We start from the raw sequence: 19,662 nt of genomic DNA on the forward strand, positions 1-19,662 counted from the left end.
CCCCCTTGTCCCGACCGATCGTTCGGTTACTCTAGCCGTGTCCGCCCACCCGTCGCCCACCACCACCCTGCCCGAGGCGCTGCGCGCCGCACCTTTTCATATTTCTGCCCAGGTTTCCCCCAGGTCCACGGATCGACGGAGAGTCGACGCGGCGTCGACGGCGAGCCGGAGAATCCGTGGCAAACGAGGAGTTGGTCCCGCATGGCCGCCGAACTCACCGCGCACCAGCTGATCGACCGGCACCGGCCGACCCTGGACCAGGCGCTGGAGACGATCCGCACGCGCGCGTACTGGTCCCCCCACCCCGAGCACCCCAAGGCCTACGGGGAGAACGGCAGCCTGGACATGGCCGCGGGCAAGGCCGCCTTCGACGCCCTGCTCGGCACCCGCCTCGACCTCGGCCAGCCCGGTACCGACGACTGGGTCGGCGGCGAGGTCTCCCCGTACGGCGTCGAGCTGGGGGTGGAGTATCCGCACGCCGACCTCGACGTGCTGCTGCCCGCCATGAAGGCCGGCCAGAAGGCGTGGCGGGACGCGGGCGCGGAGCTGCGCGCGATGGTCTGCCTGGAGATCCTCGGGCGGATCGCCGACCGGACGATGGAGTTCGCCCAGGCGGTCATGCACACCTCCGGACAGGCGTTCATGATGGCCTTCCAGGCGGGCGGCCCGCACGCGCAGGACCGCGGCATGGAGGCCGTGGCGTACGCGTACGTGGAGCAGGTCCGCACCCCTGACGCGGCGGAGTGGACCAAGCCGCAGGGCAAGCGCGACCCGCTCGCGCTGACCAAGCAGTTCACGCCGGTCCCGCGCGGCATCGGCCTGGTCATCGGCTGCAACACCTTCCCGACCTGGAACGGCTACCCGGGCCTGTTCGCCTCCCTCGCCACCGGCAACGCGGTCCTGGTCAAGCCGCACCCGCGCGCGGTGCTGCCACTCGCGCTCACCGTCCAGGTCGCCCGCGACGTCCTCACGGAGGCCGGTTTCGACCCGAACCTGGTCGCGCTGGCCGCCGAGCGCCCCGGCGAGGGCATCGCCAAGACCCTGGCGACCCGCCCCGAGATCCGGATCATCGACTACACCGGCTCCACCTCCTTCGGCGACTGGCTGGAGGCCAACGCCCGCCAGGCCCAGGTCTTCACCGAGAAGGCCGGCGTCAACACGGTGATCGTCGACTCCACCGACGACTACAAGGGAATGCTCGCCAACCTGGCCTTCTCCCTCTCCCTCTACAGCGGCCAGATGTGCACCACCCCGCAGAACCTGCTGATCCCCCGCGACGGCATCCGCACCGACCAGGGCCCCAAGACCTACGACGAGGTGACCGCCGACCTGGCGCGCGCCGTCGACGGTCTCCTCGGCGACGACGCCCGCGCGAACGCCCTGCTCGGCGCGATCGTCAACCCGGACGTCAAGGCCCGGCTCGAGGCCGCCGCCGGCCTCGGCGAGGTCGCCCTGGCCTCCCGCGAGGTGACCAACCCGGACTTCCCGGACGCGGTCGTGCGCACCCCGGTGATCGTCAAGCTGGACGGCGCCAAGCCCGACGACGAGGCCGCCTACACCAGCGAGTGCTTCGGCCCGGTCTCCTTCGCCGTCGCCGTCGACTCCGCGACCCACGCCGTGGACCTGCTGCGCCACAGCATCCGGGAGAAGGGCGCAATGACGGTGGGCGCCTACACGACCGACGCGGAGGTCGAGCAGTCCGTGCAGGAGGCCTGCCTGGACGAGGCGGCCCAGCTGTCCCTCAACCTCACCGGCGGGGTGTACGTCAACCAGACGGCCGCCTTCTCCGACTTCCACGGCTCGGGCGGCAACCCGGCGGCCAACGCCGCCCTGTGCGACGGCGCGTTCGTGGCCAACCGCTTCCGGGTGGTGGAGGTCCGCCGCCAGGCCTAGCTAGGGCCTGTCCTGGGAGCCCTGGACCGCGCCCCCGGTGGCACTCCAGTGGTACAGCGTCATGGCCACACTGGTCGCGAGGTTGTAGCTGGAGACCTGGGGGCGCATCGGCAGCGCCACCAGATGGTCGGCACGCGCGCGCAGCTCCCGCGACAGCCCGCTGCGCTCCGAGCCGAACGCGAGCAGCGCGTCGTCCGGCAGCTTCAGACCGCGGATGTCCTCGCCCTCCGGATCCAGCGCGAACACCGGCCCCGGCGGCAGCTCCCCGACGTCCAGCCGCTCCACGGCGGTCGCGAAGTGCAGTCCCGCCCCGCCGCGCACCACCGTGGGATGCCACGGATCGAGCGTGCCCGTGGTGACCACACCGGTCGCCCCGAAACCGGCGGCCAGCCGGATCACCGCCCCCGCGTTGCCGAGGTTGCGCGGCTGGTCGAGGACCACGACGGGCGTACGGCGGGGCGTGTGCGCCAGCGCCCGCAGGTTGGCCGTACGCGAGGGCCGTACGGCCAGGGCGGCCACGGCGGTGGGGTGCGGGCGCGGCACGAGGGAGGCGTACGTCTCCTGCGGCACCTCCGCCAGCAGGGCGTCCATGGCGTCCCGTACGTCGGGCGCCAGCTCCTCGGCGAGGGCCAGGGCAGCCGCGCGGTCGCCGGTTACGGCCACGGGGACCTCGGCGCCGAAACGCAGCGCGTGCTTGAGGGCGTGGAACCCGTCGAGCAGCACGCACGCTCCGGCGCGCCGACGCCAGACGGCCGGCGGGTCGGGGTCGGGGTCGGGGGCTGGGCGGCCTGGGCCTGGGGCGGTCATGTCCGGAAGCCTACGTGCGTGTGCTCGGTGCCCTTCTCGTCCCCGGCGTACTTCTCCCGCGCGCCCTTCTCCCGTGTGCCCTCGGCGCCCGCGTCCTCCTCGCCCGCGTCATCCTCCCCGGACCCGGCACGGGGCCCGGGCACCATCGCCGTACGGCCGTCGCCACGCCCGGCCGTCAGCCGGCCCGGCATTCTGCCCAGCAGCCCGGCACGCGCGCGGGCCGCCCAGCCGCCCAGCCGGCGCAGGAACGAGGTCGGCAGGAAGACCGCGTCCGCGGCGATCATCGCCAGCGAGAAGAACGGCAGCCCCAGCACCACGGCGATCACCGCGTGCTCGGCCATCATGGCGGCCAGCAGCACGTTCTTGACCCGCCGGTTGAACAGCGTGAACGGGAACGCGACCTGCACGGCGACCGTGCCGTAGGTGATGAGCATGACCATCGTGCCGTTGGCGGCCAGCGCGTCGGAGAGCGCGGGCCAGGGCGAGAAGTAGTCCAGGTGCAGCGGGTAGTAGACCGCGGTGCCGTCCTGCCAGCGCGAGCCCTGGATCTTGTACCAGCCCGCGGTCGCGTAGATCAGACACGCCTCGGCCATGATCACGACCAGCGCGCCGTTGTGCACGATGTTGGTGACCACGTCGAGCAGGATCCGCGGCTGACCGCTCCCGGTACCGCGCCCCACGGCCCACCACAGGCCCTGCGCGACCCACACGGCCCACAGCAGCGCCGGGACGAGCCAGTCGCCGTCCAGGCCGCCCGCCAGCGTCACCGTGAGCAGCACGAAGCCGAACACGCACCACAGCACCGGCCCGACCCGGTCCACGACACGCTCCCCACGCGCGCGTGCCTCGTCCGCACGCCGCGCCCGGCGCGCGTCCAGCGACCAGACCTGGCCGCAGCGCGTGAGGACCAGGTAGATGCTCATCAGATGCAGGACGTTGTCGCCGCCGTCCCCCATGAAGACGCTGCGGTTCTGCAGCGAGAGCACCCCGACCATGAAGAGGACGGACATCGTGCGGGTCCGCCAGCCCAGCAGAAGCAGCACGCTGCTCAGGACGGCCAGCGCGTAGACGAGCTCGAACCACATCCGCCCGTCGGACCACAGCAGCACCGTGAAGGCGCCGTTGTCCGCGATCAGCTGCTCGGCGAGGTCGTGACCCCAGGGGCTCTCGGGACCGTACAGCTCGCTGCGGTGGGGCAGTTCGCGCAGCAGGAAGAGCAGCCAGGTGGCGCTGAAGCCGATACGGATCACGGCGGTCTGGTACGGGCCGAGCGCGGCGCCGGTGACGCGGGCGAGGCCGCGGGAGACCGAGAGGGCGATGCCGTTCACGCGGCGTCCCCTTCCTTCTCACGGGCGGCCACCGGCCACCAGGGCAGCTCACGGTAGGTCGGCCGGTCGGAGACCTTCTCACCGCTCCACGAAGGCGGCTCCACGTTGGTGGTCCGGGAACGGTACTGGACGCGCTCGACGACACCGCCCGGTCCGGCGGCGTCGTTCCGGTCGAGGCGCAGGACCGCGATGCGTCGCAGATAGGTCTCGGACAGCGTGCCCCGCAGGCCCACCGCGCGGTCGTCGGAGTCGTGGGTGGCGACGAAGAAGTCCCAGGCCCGGCGGAGTTCGTTCTGCTGGGTGTGGCTCGGCAGCGGGTTGCCGTCGATGCCCCGGCCGTCCTCGGCGGACAGGTCGTACCAGCCGGTCGTGCGTATCGCGCCGTCCGCCGTGCTCACCTCCGCGCGAACCTGGACGGAGACGTTCTGCTGGAGCGGGTTGGGCGCGAAGAGCTTCCAGTTCTGTTCGAACTCCGGGAAGACCCACTCGTCCACCGCCTCGCCGTGCTGCTTGGTGAGGGTGTTCGACGGTGCCACGTGCAGGAACACCAGGCCTATGTGGGCACAGACGGCGACGGCGACGGCCGCGAGGGCGACCACGGCGGCGACCTGATAGCGCGGGGAGAGCGCGGAGACCCCGGTACGGGGCGCCGCGGTCGCCTGGCGGGGCGCCGCGGTGACCGTACGGGTGTCGGCTCCGCCGACCTCGCCGAGACCGCCGTCCGTCCCGACCGAGGCCTCCCACCGGTCCGGCTGATCTTGCCGGTTCGGCTGATCCGGCCGGTCCGGCTGATCCGGCTGATCCGGCCGGTCCGGCTGATCCGGCCGGTCCGGCTGATCCGGCAGATCCGGCCGGTCCGGCTGATCCGACTGATCCGGCTGATCCGGCTGATCCGGCCGGTCGGGACGGTCCGGCTGATCCGGCCGGTGGGGGCGGTCCGGCTGATCCGGCCGGTCGGGACGGTCCGGCTGATCCGGCCGGTCGGGGCGGTCCGGTGCGCCCCGGCCCCCCTGCTCGTCCCGCCCCTGCCGGGCGTCCGAGCCTGTGTCGTACGCGTCCATTCCGCCCCGTTCCGGTCCCGATCCGTCGTTCCGCCCGCCCCGCCGCGGGGCACGCCCGCGCGCCACTCGTGCGGCTGCTCGGCAGCGTTCGAACGGGAACGGTACTCAGGACCGTCCGCCCGCACAGCCCCCGGCGGACCGACCGCGCCGTGGCCGTCACCACATCGTCACCGCGCGGCAGCGCCCGCGGTGACACGGAGACGACCCGGAGACGCCCCGGAGACGCCCCGGAGACGATCCGGCGGCGCCCCGGAGACGCCCCGGAGGTGATCCGAAGACGCCCCGGAGACGCCCCGGAGGTGATCCGAAGACGCCCCGGACACGACCCGAACGGCCCTAGAGAACGTGCCCCGGCTCGCCCTTCCCGTCCACCACGGGGCGGCCGGCCGCGGCCCACACCTGCATGCCGCCGTCGACGTTCACGGCGTCGATGCCCTGCTGGGCCAGATACATGGTGACCTGGGCCGAGCGACCGCCGGAACGGCAGATCACGTGGATCCGGCCGTCCTGCGGCGCTGCCTCGGTCAGCTCACCGTACCGGGCCACGAACTCGCTGATGGGAATGTGCAGCGCCCCGGCGGCATGACCGGCCTGCCACTCGTCGTCCTCGCGGACGTCCAGCAGGAAGTCGCCGTCCTTGAGGTCCGTGACCTCGACCGTGGGCACACCAGCTCCAAAACTCATGCCCCAGACGCTACCGGAGCCCTCGCCCGGCTCAGTCCTGGCCGAGCACCGCCGCCAGCTCGGCCTCCCGCTCCCGCACCTGGGTCGCCAACTGCTCGGCGATCTCCTCCAGCAGCCGGTCGGGGTCGTCCGGGGCCAGCCGCAGCATGGCCCCGATCGCGCTCTCCTCCAGCTCCTTGGCGAGCAGCGTGAGCATCTCCTTGCGCCGGTCGAGCCATTCGAGGCGGACGTACAGCTCCTCACCCCGGCTCGGGCGCCGCTCGGGCGCCGGACCGGCGGCCCACTCCTCCGCCAGCTCACGCAGCCGGCCCGCGTCGCCACGGGCGTAGGCGGCGTTGACCCGGGTGATGAACTCCTCGCGCCGGGTCCGCTCCTCGTCCTCCTGCGCCAGGTCGGGGTGGGCCTTGCGAACCAGCTCGCGGTAGAGCTTGCGGGCCTCCTCGCCGGGCCGCACCCGCTGCGGCGGGCGTACCGCCTGGTCCGTCAGCATCGCCGTGGCCTCCGGGAACAGCCCGTCCCCGTCCATCCAGCCGTTCAGCAGCTCCTCGACCCCGGGAATCGGCGACAGCCGGGCCCGCGCCTCGTCGGCCCGGCGCCGGTCCTCGGCGTCGCCGGTGCCGGCCGCCCTGGCCTCCAGGATCTGCGCCTCCAGCTCCTCGAGCCGCGCGTACACCGGGCCGAGCCGCTGTTCGTGCAGACGCGAGAAGTTCTCGACCTCCACACGGAAGGTCTCCAGCGCGATCTCGTACTCGATGAGTGCCTGCTCGGCGGCCCGTACGGCGTGTTCCAGCCGTTCCTCGGGACGCGGCGCACCGTCCTCGGGCGTCGCCGCCGGCTCCGCACCGGCGCCGCCACCACCCTGCTCAGCTTCCGGGGTCGTCACCCGACCAGCGTAGGCCACACCCCGCCCGGCCCCGCCCGGCCCGCGTCACACCCCCGGTTCCGCCGCGATCCGCCCCGCCCGCACGGCATCCAGCAGCTCCGCGTGGTCCGCCTCCGTACGGTCGGCGTAGGCCACGGCGAAGGCGGCCACCGCCTCGTCCAGCTCGTCGTTCTTTCCGCAGTAGCCCGCGATGAGCCGCGGATCGACGCTGTGCGCGTGGGCGCGGGCCAGCAGGGCGCCGGTCATGCGGCCGTAGTCGTCCATCTGGTCGGCGGCCAGGGCCGTGGCGTCGACGCTGCCCTTGCGGTTGCGGAACTGCCGCACCTGGAACGGCCGGCCGTCGACCGCCGTCCAGCCCAGCAGCATGTCGCTGACCACCTGCATCCGCTTCTGCCCCATGACCACCCGGCGCCCCTCGTGCGCGGCCTCTGGGGCGTCGAAGCCGACGGCCGCCAGGTGGGGCAGCAGCGCGGAGGGCCTGGCCTCCTTCACCTGGAGCACGAGCGGTTCGCCGCGGTGGTCCAGGAGCAGCACGACGTACGACCGCGTCCCCACGCTGCCGGTGCCGACGACCCGGAAGGCGACGTCGTGCACCGCGTACCGGGCCAGCAGCGGGAGCCGGTCCTCGGAGAGCGTGGCCAGGTACGGCTCCAGGGCGGCCGCGACGCCCGCCGCCTCGGTGTCCGTCACCCGGCGCAGCACCGGCGGGGCGTCGGCGAAGCGCCGCCCGCCGTCCTCGGTGGGCTCGGTGGACTTGGCGGCGAAGCGCCCGCTGGTGTTGGCCCGCGCCTTGTCGGCCACCCGCTCCAGCGTGCCGAGCAGGTCGTGGGCGTCGGTGTGGGAGACGAGCTCCTCGTCCGCGATGGCGTTCCAGGCGTCCAGCGCGGGGAGCTTCGCCAGCAGCCGCATGGTGCGCCGGTAGGCGCCCGCCGTGTCGTGGGCGGCCTCGCGGCAGGTGTCCTCGTCGGCGCCGGCCTCCCGGCCCGCGAGGACGATCGAGGCGGCGAGCCGCTTGAGGTCCCACTCCCAGGGGCCGTGGACGGTCTCGTCGAAGTCGTTCAGGTCGATGACCAGGCCGCCGCGGGCGTCACCGTAGAGACCGAAGTTGGCGGCGTGCGCGTCGCCGCAGATCTGGGCGCCGATCCCGGTCGTCGGCGTACGCGCCAGGTCGTACGCCATCAGCCCCGCCGACCCGCGCAGGAAGGCGAACGGTGTGGCCGCCATCCGCCCCACCCGGATCGGGGTGAGCCCGGGGATCCGGCCGCGGTTGGACTCCTCGACCGCGCTCACCGCGTCCGGCCGGGAGGCGTCCAGGGGGAGGTCGGCGTGCGCGGACCGCGGAACGCGCGCGCGGAGCGCCTTGCCGTCCGCCTTCGGCGAGCCACCGACGGGCCACCGCGCGAACCCCGGCACGACCGGCACCCGCACGCCCCCCGCCGCGTCCGCACCGGCCCGCACACCCCCCGCCGCGTCCGCGTCCGCGCGCACCCCTGCCGCCGCCCCCGCGTCCGGACGCACAGGCACCCCCGCCGCCGCCCCCGCCGCCGTAGCCCCCGCCGTCGACTCGGTCATCCCGGCCGCCCTCCCCGTACTCGTACCCGTGCCGTGCCCGTACCCGCGCCGTGCCGCGCCGTGCCGCTGCCGTACCCGTACCCGCGCCGCGCCCGTCCCCGGGCTCCGACGCGCCGACGCGCCGACGCGCCGACGCGCCACGACCGTACCCCCGGGCGAACCGCCCCCGTACACGGCCCCGTCCGCCCCCGCCCCGCCACCCGCATAACGCCGGGCAGGGGGCGGAACAGGAGGTGCCCGGGCCCCCACCGGCGCGCATACGGTTTCCAGCGATCACCACGGAGCGCGCCCGCCGAAGCCACGACAGCAGCCTGCCCCGCGCCGGCGGGCGCGCTCCCTGTCCCCGACGTCCCGGATGTCCACGTCCCGTCCAGCCTCCCCAGGGACCACCCCCACCGAGGAGACCGAGGAACCGCCATGACCTCCGACACCCCCACCACCCCCACCACCCCCGACGAACCCGGAACCGGCGTCAGCCGCAAGACGCTGCTCAGGGCGGCCGTCGCCGCCGGCGCCGCCGTCCCGCTGCTCGCCACCGGCTCCATCGCGCTCGCCCGGGACGCCGCCCGCTCCTCCTCCACCGGCAGGACCCTGCCGCCGACTCCCTTCTGCGACGACGGCGACGACCCGACGCCCGACCAGATGGAGGGCCCCTACTTCAAACCGAACTCCCCGCTGCGCACCAACCTGGTGACGCCCGGCACCGCAGGCACCCGGCTGACCGTCAGCGGCTACGTCTTCGGCCGCAACTGCGTCCCGCTGTCCGGCGTGCTCCTCGACTTCTGGCAGGCCGACAACGCCGGCGCCTACGACATGGCCGGATACACCTTCCGCGGCCACCAGTTCACCGACGCCACGGGCGCGTTCTCGCTGCGGACGATCGTCCCCGGCCTCTATCCGGGCCGTACCCGGCACATCCACGTCAAGGCACAGGCACCCGGCCGACCCGTACTGACCACCCAGCTGTACTTCCCCGGCGAGCCCCGCAACAGCACGGACGCCCTCTTCGACCCCGCGCTGCTGATGAACGTCCGCGGCGCCGGCGGCGGCAAGGAGGGGAGCTTCGACTTCGTCCTGAACGTGGACGGCGGTCCGGGCCCCGACCCCACCGACCCGCCCACCGACCCGCCGGGCGGCACCTGGGCGACCGGCCGCTCCTACGCCGCCGGCGACGGGGTGACGTACGGCGGCGGCTCCTACCGCTGCCTCCAGGCGCACACCTCGATGGCGGGCTGGGAGCCGCCCAACGTGCCGGCCCTGTGGCGCCGCGAGTCCTGAGACCTTCCTCACAGCGCAGCGCGGCCGAACGGCGCCCCCACAGCGCCCGCGCCCGAGCATGCGAAAGCCCCTCAGGTCCGAGACCTGGGGGGCTTTCGACTGGTGCGCGAGGGGGGAGTTGAACCCCCACGCCCTTGCGGGCACTGGAACCTGAATCCAGCGCGTCTGCCTATTCCGCCACCCGCGCATTGGGTGTGTCCTCGGGGCCTTTCCTTGCGGTCCGGCGCCTTCCGACACGAGAACATTAGCACGCTGGAACGGGTGGATTCACATCCCTTTCCAGGCGGGGCAGGCCGCGGGCAAGGCCCGGGGAGCAGGGCGCCCGCCCCTCCTTCGGGGCACTCGGGCACTCGTATCGACCCGTGTCCGTTCACGTATCAACCTCGTACCGGTCCGGCCCGTCTCCCCAGGAGCCGGTAGGGGTCCACAGTCAGGTGCGGGACACTGGTCTGCGGCCGCCTCTACGATCCTGGGCATGAGTACCTGCGGGAGAGCATCCCGAAGGACCCCGAGAGTTCGAAGGGGAGCTCCGGCGGGAACTCCGAGAGGCGTCGACACCCGTCGACCGGGCCGACAGGGGGAACCAGCCGATCGACCGGCGCGTGGATACGATCAGTAAGCAGTACCAAGTAGGCAGTGCGCGGGTCAGCCGTACACGCGTGAGCAGGACGCAAGGCAGCAGGACGCAGGGCAGCACCACGCAGGGCAGCAGGACGCAGGACAGCAGTACGCAAGGCAGTGGACAGGACGGCAGCGACGGAGGAGGTGCCCCATGGGAGTCCTGAAGAAGTTCGAGCAGCGTCTCGAAGGTCTGGTCAACGGCACCTTCGCGAAGGTGTTCAAGTCCGAGGTGCAGCCCGTGGAGATCGCGGGAGCGCTCCAGCGCGAATGCGACAACAACGCGACCATCTGGAACCGCGACCGCACCGTCGTACCCAATGACTTCATCGTGGAACTGAGCACGCCCGACTTCGAGCGCCTCAGCCCCTACTCCGGCCAGCTCGGCGACGAGCTCGCCGGCATGGTCCGCGACTACGCCAAGCAGCAGCGCTACACCTTCATGGGACCGATCAAGGTCCACCTGGAGAAGGCCGACGACCTCGACACCGGCCTGTACCGGGTGCGCAGCCGTACGCTCGCCTCCTCCACCAGCCACCAGGGCGGCCCGGCATCCGCCGGCCCCGCCGCACCCCCCGCCCCCACCGGGCGGCCCGGCGGCCAGGGCGGTGGCTACGGCTACCCGCCGGCCGCCGCCCCCGCGGGCGCCCCGCCCATGCCGGCCGCGCCGCCACCCGGCGGACGCCCCGGCGGATACGGCTACCCGCAGCCCGCGGGCGGCCAGCAGCCCCCGGCCGCACCCGCGGCCGGCGGACGCACCCGCCACTGGATCGAGATCAACGGCACCCGCCATCAGATCTCCCGCGCGACGCTCGTGCTCGGACGCAGCACCGAGGCCGACGTGCGGATCGACGACCCCGGCGTCTCCCGCCGGCACTGCGAGATCCGGACCGGAACGCCCTCGACGATCCAGGATCTCGGGTCCACCAACGGCATCGTGGTGGACGGGCAGCACACCACCCGCGCTACGCTCCGCGACGGCTCGCGGATCGTCGTGGGCAGCACCACCGTTATCTACAGGCAAGCCGAAGGGTGATCCGGGGGCAATGTCAGAGCTGACCCTCACGGTCATGCGGCTGGGTTTTCTCGCCGTATTGTGGCTGTTCGTGATCGTGGCCGTGCAGGTCATCCGCAGCGACCTGTTCGGCACGCGGGTCACCCAGCGCGGAGCGCGGCGCGACGCCGCCCGACCGCAGCAGGCCGCCGCGCGCCAGGGCCAGGCGCCTCCACCGCAGCGCCAACAGCAGAGCGGCGGCCGGGGACGCCGCGGCGCTCCCACCAAGCTGGTCGTGACGGAGGGCACCCTCACCGGCACCACCGTTGCCCTCCAGGGCCAGACCATCACGCTCGGCCGGGCACACGACTCGACGATCGTTCTGGACGACGACTACGCCTCCAGCCGCCATGCCAGGATCTACCCCGACCAGAACGGGCAGTGGATCGTCGAGGACCTGGGCTCCACCAACGGCACCTACCTGGACCGGTCCCGGCTGACGACCCCCACACCGATCGGGCCGGGGTCGCCGATCCGCATCGGCAAGACCGTCATCGAGCTGCGGAAGTAGTGCTACACCAATGAATGAGCGCGAGCGGAGCGAGCACGCAGCGGCGGCCGGCACCCCGGGCCACGGCGCGCTCCCGACCGGAGGGTGGGCAGTGTGGCTCGACACGACCGGCTGCAGTCGGAGCCGACGGGCGAGGTGCGCATGAGTCTGTCACTGCGCTTCGCCGCCGGATCGCACAAGGGCATGATCCGGGAGGGCAACGAGGACTCCGGTTACGCCGGTCCCCGCCTGCTCGCCATCGCCGACGGCATGGGCGGCCAGGCCGCCGGCGAGGTCGCCTCCTCCGAGGTGATCTCCACCATCGTCGCCCTCGACGACGACGTGCCCGGCTCCGACATCCTCACCTCCCTCGGCACCGCCGTGCAGCGCGCCAACGACCAGCTGCGGCAGATGGTCGAGGAGGACCCCGCCCTCGAAGGCATGGGCACCACCCTCACCGCCCTGCTGTGGACCGGCCAGCGCCTCGGCCTCGTCCACGTCGGCGACTCCCGCGCCTACCTCCTGCGCGACGGCGTCCTCACGCAGATCACGCAGGACCACACCTGGGTGCAGCGCCTCGTCGACGAGGGACGCATCACCGAGGAGGAGGCCGGCACCCACCCGCAGCGCTCCCTGCTGATGCGCGCGCTCGGCAGCGGCGACCACGTCGAGCCCGACCTGTCCATCCGCGAGGTGCGGGCCGGCGACCGCTACCTCATCTGCTCCGACGGACTCTCCGGCGTCGTCTCCCACCAGACGATGGAGGACACCCTCGCCAGCTACCAGGGTCCCCAGGAGACCGTCCAGGAGCTGATCCAGCTCGCCCTGCGCGGCGGCGGCCCCGACAACATCACCGTCATCATCGCCGACGTCCTCGACCTGGACACCGGCGACACCCTCGCCGCCCAGCTCTCCGACACCCCGATCGTGGTCGGCGCCGTCGCCGAGAACCAGGCCCAGTTCGGCGACAACGGCATCATGCAGACCCCGGCCGGCCGCGCCGCCGGACTCGGCCGCCAGGGCGGCGGGCAGCGCGGCGGAGGCGGCGAGTTCGGCCCGCCCGGCAGCGGCGACACCACCGGCTACATCCCGGCCGGCGGCTTCGACGACTACGGCCCCGACGACTTCGCCAAACCCCGCAAGAACCGCAAGTGGCTGAAGAGATCCCTCTACACCGTGCTCGCCCTCGCCGTCATCGGCGGCGGCACGTACGGCGGCTGGCGCTGGACCCAGACCCAGTACTACGTCGGCAGCAACGAGGACCACGTCGCGCTGTACCGGGGCATCAGCCAGGACCTCGCCTGGGTCTCGCTCTCGAAGGTCCAGAAGGACCACCCCGAGATCGAACTCAAGTACCTGCCGCCCTACCAGCAGGAACTGGTCGAGGCGACCATCGCCGAAGGCGACCTGGCCGACGCCCGGTCGAAGATCGAGGAACTGGCGGTGCAGGCCTCCGCCTGCAAGAAGCAGTCGGACCGGCGCACCGCGGAGACCGAGAAGAACGCGAAGACGGGCGAGGGCGAGGCCGGAGGCACCACGGGAACCACTCCCGCCTCCTTCACGTCCAAGGCCTCACCGAGCCCGAACCCCTCGGGCTCGCCGAAGGCACCCGAATCGTCCGAGTCCCCGTCCACGACCGCACCCACTCCAGGCTCAGGACCGACCCTCTCGGAGGAAGAGCAGAAGGTCGTCTCGCTGTGCGGTAAGCAGTAGGCAAGCCGTGAGAGGCCCTGTCACACGATGAGCAGTTCTACCAACTCGCCGACGCACCACACGTCCACGATCGGCGCCATCGGCGCCCCGAGCCGGCGCAACACCGAGCTGGCTCTGCTCGTGTTCGCCGTCCTGATCCCGGTCTTCGCCTACGCCAACGTGGGCCTGGCCATCAACGACGAGGTGCCCGCCGGCCTACTGAGCTACGGCCTCGGCCTCGGCCTCCTGGCCGGCGTCGGCCACCTCGTCGTGCGCAAGTTCGCGCCGTACGCGGACCCGCTGATGCTGCCGCTGGCCACCCTGCTCAACGGACTCGGCCTCGTCGCCATCTGGCGCCTGGACCAGTCCGAGCTGCTGCAGTCCATCAACCAGGCCGGCGACGCCGCCCCCAGCCAGCTGCTGTACACCGCGATGGGCATCGCCCTGTTCGTCGCCGTGCTGATCTTCCTCAAGGACCACCGCGTCCTGCAGCGCTACACCTACATCTCCATGGTCGCCGCCCTGGTCCTGCTGCTGCTCCCGCTGGTGCCGGGCCTCGGCAAGAACGTCTTCGGTGCGCGCATCTGGATCCAGGTCGGCTCCTTCTCCATCCAGCCCGGAGAGTTCGCCAAGATCGTCCTGGCGATCTTCTTCGCCGGCTACCTGATGGTGAAGCGCGACGCGCTCGCCCTCGCCAGCCGCCGCTTCATGGGCCTCTACCTGCCCCGCGGCCGCGACCTCGGCCCCATCCTCGTCGTCTGGATGGTCTCGATCCTCATCCTGGTCTTCGAGACCGACCTCGGCACCTCGCTGCTGTTCTTCGGCATGTTCGTGATCATGCTGTACGTCGCCACCGAGCGGACCAGCTGGATCGTCTTCGGCCTGCTGATGTCCGCCGTCGGCGCCGTCGGCGTCGCCAGCTTCGAACCGCACATCCAGCAGCGCGTCGACGCCTGGCTCGACCCGATGCGCGAGTACACGCTCTCCCGCGCCGGCCAGGTCGGCCACTCCGAGCAGGCCATGCAGGCCCTGTGGGCCTTCGGCTCCGGCGGCACCCTCGGCACCGGCTGGGGCCAGGGCCACTCCGAGCTGATCCGGTTCGCCGCCAACTCCGACTTCATCCTCGCCACCTTCGGCGAGGAGCTGGGCCTGGCCGGCCTCATGGCGCTGCTCCTGCTCTACGCGTTGATCGTGGAACGCGGCGTGCGCACCGCCCTCGCCGCCCGCGACCCGTTCGGCAAGCTCCTCGCCATCGGCCTCTCCGGCGCCTTCGCCCTCCAGGTCTTCGTCGTCGCCGGCGGCGTCATGGGCCTCATCCCGCTCACCGGCATGACGATGCCCTTCCTCGCCTACGGAGGCTCCTCCGTCATCGCCAACTGGGCCCTGATCGGCATCCTGCTGCGCATCAGCGACACCGCCCGCAGGCCGGCACCCGCCGCTCCCGCCAACCCAGACGCCGAGATGACCCAGGTGGTCCGACCGTGAACAAGCCCCTGCGCCGAATCGCGATCTTCTGCGGCCTCCTCGTCCTCACCCTGCTCATCCGCGACAACTGGCTCCAGTACGTCCAGGCCGACGAGCTCAAAGAGGACGAGCACAACCGCCGCGTCGCCATCGAGCGGTACGCCAGCCCACGCGGCGACATCATCGTCGACGGCCAGGCCATCACCGGCCACGCCACCACCAAGGGCGACTTCAAGTACAAGCGCACCTACAAGGACGGCGCCATGTGGGCGCCCGTCACCGGCTACGTCTCCCAGGCCTACGGCGCCACCCAGATCGAAGCCATCAACGACGGCATCCTCACCGGCAACGACGACCGGCTCTTCTTCCGCAACACCCTCGACATGATCACCGGCAAGAAGCGCGAGGGCGGCAACGTCGTCACCACCCTCAACAGCGCCGCCCAGAAGGCCGCCTACGACGGCCTGAAGAAGCAGGGCGCCAAGGGCGCCGTCGTCGCGCTCGAACCGTCCACCGGCAAGATCCTCTCGATGGCTTCCTACCCGTCGTACGACCCCACCTCGATCGCCGGCAGCGACGAAGCGGCCGGCGAGGCCTGGAACAAGCTCCAGAAGAAGAACAACCCGAACGACCCGATGCTCAACCGCGCCCTGCGCGAGGTCTACCCGCCCGGCTCCACCTTCAAGGTGCTCACCGCGGCCGCCGCCCTGGAGCACGGCCTGTACGACTCGGCGGACGAGAAGACCGACTCCCCGCTGCCCTGGACGATGCCCGGCACCGACACCGAGCTGCCCAACGAGGGCGACCTCCCCTGCGAGGACGCCACCCTCCGCGAGGCCCTCCGCGTGTCCTGCAACACCGTCTTCGGCAAGGTCGGCTCCGACCTCGGCAACGACAAGATGCTCGAGACGGCCAAGAAGTTCGGCTTCACCGAGGAGCAGTTCGTCCCCGTCCGCTCCAGCGCCTCCGTCTTCTCCGACGACATGAACAAGTCGCAGACCGCGCTCTCCGCCATCGGCCAGTACAACACCGCCGCCACCCCGCTGCAGATGGCCATGGTCACCTCGGCCATCGCCAACAACGGCACCCTGATGAAGCCGTACATGGTCGACGAACTCCAGGCCCCCAACCTCGACACCATCGAGAAGACGGACCCCGAGGAGATGAGCGAGCCGCTCTCCGCGGACAACGCCCAGAAGCTCCAGGACATGATGGAGACCGTCGTCGAGGACGGCACGGGAACCAACGCACAGATCGACGGCGTCACGGTAGGCGGCAAGACCGGCACCGCACAGCACGGTGTCGACAACAGTGAGAACCCCTACGCCTGGTTCATCTCGTACGCCAAGGGCGACGACGACAGCGCGCCCGTCGCCGTGGCCGTGGTGATCGAGGACGAGAACGCGGTCCGTGACGACATCTCCGGCGGCGGGCTCGCGGCGCCGATCGCGAAGAACGTCATGGAGGCGGTTCTGGAGAGCAAGAAGTGACCACGGGCTGAACAGGACGTGACTCCGGTCACGTCCCCTTCACATAGGCGCACGTTGCGATACCGGTCCTGTATCGGGTATCGGGCTTGGCCAGGTCACCCGGAGCGAGCCGGGTACGGTAGGCCGGACGGCAGCCTCCGACCGTACAAGCATGCCGGTCGGGACCGACGGAGAGGGCTGGTAGGTAGCTATGGAAGAGCCGCGTCGCCTCGGCGGCCGGTACGAGCTGGGCCAGGTGCTCGGCCGTGGTGGCATGGCGGAGGTATACCTCGCGCATGACTCCCGGCTCGGCCGCACCGTGGCAGTGAAGACGCTCCGCGCGGACCTCGCGCGCGACCCGTCCTTCCAGGCCCGCTTCCGCCGGGAGGCCCAGTCGGCCGCCTCGCTCAACCATCCCGCGATCGTGGCGGTCTACGACACGGGCGAGGACTACATCGACAACGTGTCGATCCCGTACATCGTCATGGAGTACGTCGACGGCTCCACACTCCGTGAGCTGCTCCACTCCGGCCGCAAACTGCTGCCGGAGCGGACGCTGGAGATGACCATCGGCATTCTCCAGGCGCTGGAGTACTCGCACCGGGCCGGCATCGTCCACCGCGACATCAAGCCGGCCAACGTGATGCTCACGCGCAACGGCCAGGTCAAGGTCATGGACTTCGGCATCGCCCGCGCCATGGGCGACTCCGGCATGACGATGACCCAGACCGCCGCGGTCATCGGCACCGCCCAGTACCTCTCCCCGGAGCAGGCCAAGGGCGAGCAGGTCGACGCACGCTCCGACCTGTACTCCACCGGCTGCCTGCTCTACGAGCTGCTCACGGTGCGGCCGCCCTTCGTCGGCGACTCCCCGGTCGCCGTCGCCTACCAGCACGTCCGCGAGGAACCGCAGGCGCCCAGCGTCTTCGACCCCGAGATCACGCCCGAGATGGACGCGATCGTGCTGAAGGCCCTGGTCAAGGACCCCGACTACCGCTACCAGTCGGCCGACGAGATGCGCGCCGACATCGAGGCCTGCCTCGACGGCCAGCCGGTCGGCGCCACCGCCGCGCTCGGCGCCATGGCCGCGGGCGGCTACGGCGCCTACCCCGACGACCAGCCGACCACCGCCCTGCGCTCGGACGCGGGCGGCGGCGCCACGACCATGCTGCCGCCGATGAACCCGGACGACGGCGGCTACGGCTACGACGACCGCCCCGACCGGCGCCGCCAGCAGCCGCGCAAGTCGAACACCTCCACGATCTTCCTGATCCTGGCCGGCATCCTCGTCCTCGTCGGCGCGATCCTGATCGGCAAGTACGCGTTCAGCGGGGACGGAGGGCCGGGCAACGACAAGGTCGACGTGCCCGCCTTCGTCGGCCAGACCAAGGACGACGCCCGGCAACTGGCCACCAACGCCGACCTGGAACTGGCCTTCACGCAGAAGGAATGCGAGGACCAGAAGAAGGGCAACATCTGCTCGCAGGACCCCGCGCAGGGCACCAGCGTCGAGAAGAAGTCCACGGTCAACCTGGTCGTCTCGACCGGCGCCCCCAAGGTCGCCGTGCCGAACGTGATCGACAAGAACGTCGACGAGGCCACCCAGCAGCTCAAGGACAAGGGCTTCGAGGTCGAGACCAAGCAGACCGAGTCCTCCCAGGACGAGGGCACCGTCCTCAGCCAGAACCCCGACCCGGGCGAGGAACTCGAGAAGGGCTCCACGGTGACCCTGGAGGTCGCCAAGGCCGAGGCGAAGGCCACGGTGCCGGACGTCCTCGGCCGCAGCTGCGACGAGGCCAAGGCCCAGATGGAGAACAGCGACCTGGAAGCCACCTGCACGGACCAGCCGACGACCGACCCGAACCAGGACGGCAAGGTCATCTCCACCACCCCGCAGGGGGGCCAGCAGGTCGACAAGGGCTCGCAGGTGACGATCGTCGTCGGCAAGGCCGTGGAGAAGACGAAGGTGCCGGAGGTCCGTACCAAGTCTCTCGCGGAGGCGCGGCAGGTCCTGCAGCAGAGCGGCTTCACGAACGTCCAGGTCGCACCCGGCGCCCCGGGTGACGACAACGCGACGGTGATCGCCATGGACCCGCAGCCCGGCACCGAGGTCGACGACCCGGCCGCCACGGCGATCACCCTCACGACCGTGGGCGGCAACGGCGGCGGCAACAACGGCGGAAACGGCAACGGCAACGGCAACGGCAACGGCGGCATCATCGGCGGCCTTCGCGGCGACGACTGACGCACCCCGGCAGCCCATCGCTACGGCAAGAGCCCCGGCCCCTCAGCGGAGGGACCGGGGCCCCTTCATGTACGGTTGGCGAGTCAGCGCAGTTTCGCGGGGCTGAGTCCGCCCACCGACCACCTTCTCTATGCAAACCGCCAGGTGAGCCCACCCGCTGCACGGAGGTGCCCCGCAGGCCCTGGCATGTTAGGGGTCGATTACTTAGCCTGACCGGTCGAGTTTCGCGGCCTTGCGGTCCGGGGTAGCGAAACGTCGCCAGTAGGCCACCGTCAGCAACATCCAGTGGCCCAGCCGTGCCGGAGCCAGGTCCACCGACTTGCCGAAGGCGCGGGCACAGTCGCTGCCGCATCGGGAGGTACTGCGCGGGATCCTGTAAGTGCTGTGAGCCGGTCGGCCCACTTGCCGCAGTCGGCCTCGGCATGGCGGACCCAACCATGCAGGGTTTCCTTGACGATGCAAGCTCCTTCGCCACGTGGGCGATCGGGCGGCCGATGGTGCGGACCTCACCGACCGCGGCTTCGCGGGAGCTCGTCCAGATGTTTACGGGGTGCTGCCCTGATGCTGATGGTTCTCGTTCGCCAGGACCACAACCCTGGCATCAGGAACCCGACAAATCTCGGGCAGCTCATCTCGCCGAGATCACCAGCTACCTGACCAGGTAGGACACCTCTTGTGTAAAGGCCGAGCCGGAGGTCGACCGCCAGAGGGACTGCTGCATGATCGGGTGACAGCGGGGTTTATGCAGCCAGAGCTGCAGGTGGGGTCATGATGGTCTCGTACTCGACGGGGGTCAATCGGCCCAGGCGCCGTTGCCGTCGGCGCCGGTGGTAGGTCCGTTCGATCCAGGTGACGATCGCGATCCGCAACTCCTGGCGGGTGGCCCAGACGCGGCGGTCGAGGACGTTCTTCTGCAGCAGTGCGAAGAAGCTCTCCATCGCGGCGTTGTCGCCGGCGGCCCCGACCCGGCCCATTGAGCCGGCCAGGCCGTGCCGGGTGAGGACGGCGGCGACCTTGCGGGACCGGAACTGGGCGAGTTCAACCAGTCGTTGCAACACCGGGCTGTTGTAGCGAGCGTAGCTGCTCTTCGAAGACCTCGGCGGGTGTCCGCCAGCCGAGGGTCT

General features: G+C 71.5%; 14 protein-coding genes, 1 tRNA gene and 1 pseudogene. 8 read left to right on the forward strand and 8 right to left on the reverse strand.

What is annotated here, in order from left to right; all coding sequences use genetic code 11:
- The first annotated feature begins 201 nt into the window (after nt 1-201).
- Nucleotides 202-1,893, forward strand: coding sequence for a phenylacetic acid degradation protein PaaN (gene paaN / locus ACFCZF_RS31885; protein WP_376674584.1), 1,692 nt, complete (start codon nt 202-204; stop codon nt 1,891-1,893).
- Here the strand turns inward: paaN and ACFCZF_RS31890 are convergent, their stop codons facing one another.
- From ACFCZF_RS31890 to ACFCZF_RS31915, 6 genes are all read right to left on the reverse strand, one after another.
- Nucleotides 1,894-2,700 carry a TrmH family RNA methyltransferase gene (locus ACFCZF_RS31890; RefSeq protein ID WP_376674585.1) on the reverse strand — a complete coding sequence of 269 codons (807 nt, stop codon included), beginning with the start codon at nt 2,698-2,700 and terminating at the stop codon, nt 1,894-1,896.
- Entirely contained in the window at nt 2,697-4,028 is a 1,332-nt protein-coding gene (locus ACFCZF_RS31895) for an HTTM domain-containing protein (RefSeq protein WP_376674586.1), read from the reverse strand. Before ACFCZF_RS31895 ends, ACFCZF_RS31890 begins: the two co-directional genes overlap by 4 nt.
- On the reverse strand, nt 4,025-5,089 hold the full coding sequence (locus ACFCZF_RS31900; protein WP_376674587.1) for a DUF5819 family protein: 1,065 nt from the start codon (nt 5,087-5,089) through the stop codon (nt 4,025-4,027). Before ACFCZF_RS31900 ends, ACFCZF_RS31895 begins: the two co-directional genes overlap by 4 nt.
- Before the next feature lie 336 nt (nt 5,090-5,425).
- Entirely contained in the window at nt 5,426-5,755 is a 330-nt protein-coding gene (locus tag ACFCZF_RS31905; RefSeq protein WP_376674595.1) for a rhodanese-like domain-containing protein, read from the reverse strand.
- A gap of 49 nt (nt 5,756-5,804) precedes the next feature.
- Nucleotides 5,805-6,656: a hypothetical protein gene (locus ACFCZF_RS31910; RefSeq protein WP_376674588.1), complete on the reverse strand. Its 852-nt coding sequence runs from the start codon at nt 6,654-6,656 to the stop codon at nt 5,805-5,807.
- A 45-nt stretch (nt 6,657-6,701) separates the two neighbouring features.
- A complete protein-coding gene (locus ACFCZF_RS31915) occupies nt 6,702-8,228 on the reverse strand; it encodes a DUF2252 domain-containing protein (RefSeq protein ID WP_376674589.1) in 1,527 nt (508 codons plus the stop codon).
- 417 nt (nt 8,229-8,645) lie between these two features.
- On the opposite strand from ACFCZF_RS31915, the gene ACFCZF_RS31920 reads away from it, so the two are divergent.
- Nucleotides 8,646-9,506: a carbohydrate-binding protein gene (locus ACFCZF_RS31920; RefSeq protein WP_376674590.1), complete on the forward strand. Its 861-nt coding sequence runs from the start codon at nt 8,646-8,648 to the stop codon at nt 9,504-9,506.
- Nucleotides 9,507-9,606: 100 nt separating this feature from the next.
- Here ACFCZF_RS31920 and ACFCZF_RS31925 read toward each other — a convergent pair.
- Nucleotides 9,607-9,693 (reverse strand) — tRNA-Leu (locus tag ACFCZF_RS31925).
- 585 nt (nt 9,694-10,278) lie between these two features.
- Between ACFCZF_RS31925 and fhaA the strand changes: the two genes are divergently transcribed.
- The 6 genes from fhaA to pknB all read left to right on the forward strand — a co-directional run bounded on the left by fhaA (nt 10,279) and on the right by pknB (nt 18,538).
- Nucleotides 10,279-11,160, forward strand: a complete 882-nt coding sequence (fhaA, locus tag ACFCZF_RS31930; protein ID WP_376674591.1) for an antibiotic biosynthesis regulator FhaA — start codon at nt 10,279-10,281, stop codon at nt 11,158-11,160.
- Between the two features lie 10 nt (nt 11,161-11,170).
- Nucleotides 11,171-11,689: an antibiotic biosynthesis regulator FhaB gene (gene fhaB / locus ACFCZF_RS31935; protein WP_121748050.1), complete on the forward strand. Its 519-nt coding sequence runs from the start codon at nt 11,171-11,173 to the stop codon at nt 11,687-11,689.
- Nucleotides 11,690-11,830: 141 nt separating this feature from the next.
- Nucleotides 11,831-13,381, forward strand: coding sequence for a Stp1/IreP family PP2C-type Ser/Thr phosphatase (locus ACFCZF_RS31940; RefSeq protein WP_376674596.1), 1,551 nt, complete (start codon nt 11,831-11,833; stop codon nt 13,379-13,381).
- Between the two features lie 27 nt (nt 13,382-13,408).
- Nucleotides 13,409-14,845, forward strand: coding sequence for an FtsW/RodA/SpoVE family cell cycle protein (locus tag ACFCZF_RS31945; protein ID WP_375906561.1), 1,437 nt, complete (start codon nt 13,409-13,411; stop codon nt 14,843-14,845).
- The gene (locus tag ACFCZF_RS31950) at nt 14,842-16,314 is read left to right on the forward strand and encodes a peptidoglycan D,D-transpeptidase FtsI family protein (RefSeq protein ID WP_376674592.1); all 1,473 of its coding nucleotides are present in this window, start codon (nt 14,842-14,844) and stop codon (nt 16,312-16,314) included. The genes ACFCZF_RS31945 and ACFCZF_RS31950 overlap by 4 nt, the downstream gene beginning before the upstream one ends.
- A 190-nt stretch (nt 16,315-16,504) precedes the next feature.
- Nucleotides 16,505-18,538, forward strand: a complete 2,034-nt coding sequence (gene pknB, locus ACFCZF_RS31955; protein ID WP_376674593.1) for a Stk1 family PASTA domain-containing Ser/Thr kinase — start codon at nt 16,505-16,507, stop codon at nt 18,536-18,538.
- Between the two features lie 740 nt (nt 18,539-19,278).
- On the opposite strand, the pseudogene ACFCZF_RS31960 reads toward pknB, so the two are convergent.
- Nucleotides 19,279-19,572, reverse strand: a pseudogene (locus tag ACFCZF_RS31960) (IS3 family transposase); the annotation flags it as partial.
- Nucleotides 19,573-19,662 lie beyond the last annotated feature (90 nt).

The sequence above is a fragment of the Streptomyces sp. NPDC056296 genome (assembly GCF_042268605.1).
GTDB lineage: Bacteria > Actinomycetota > Actinomycetes > Streptomycetales > Streptomycetaceae > Streptomyces.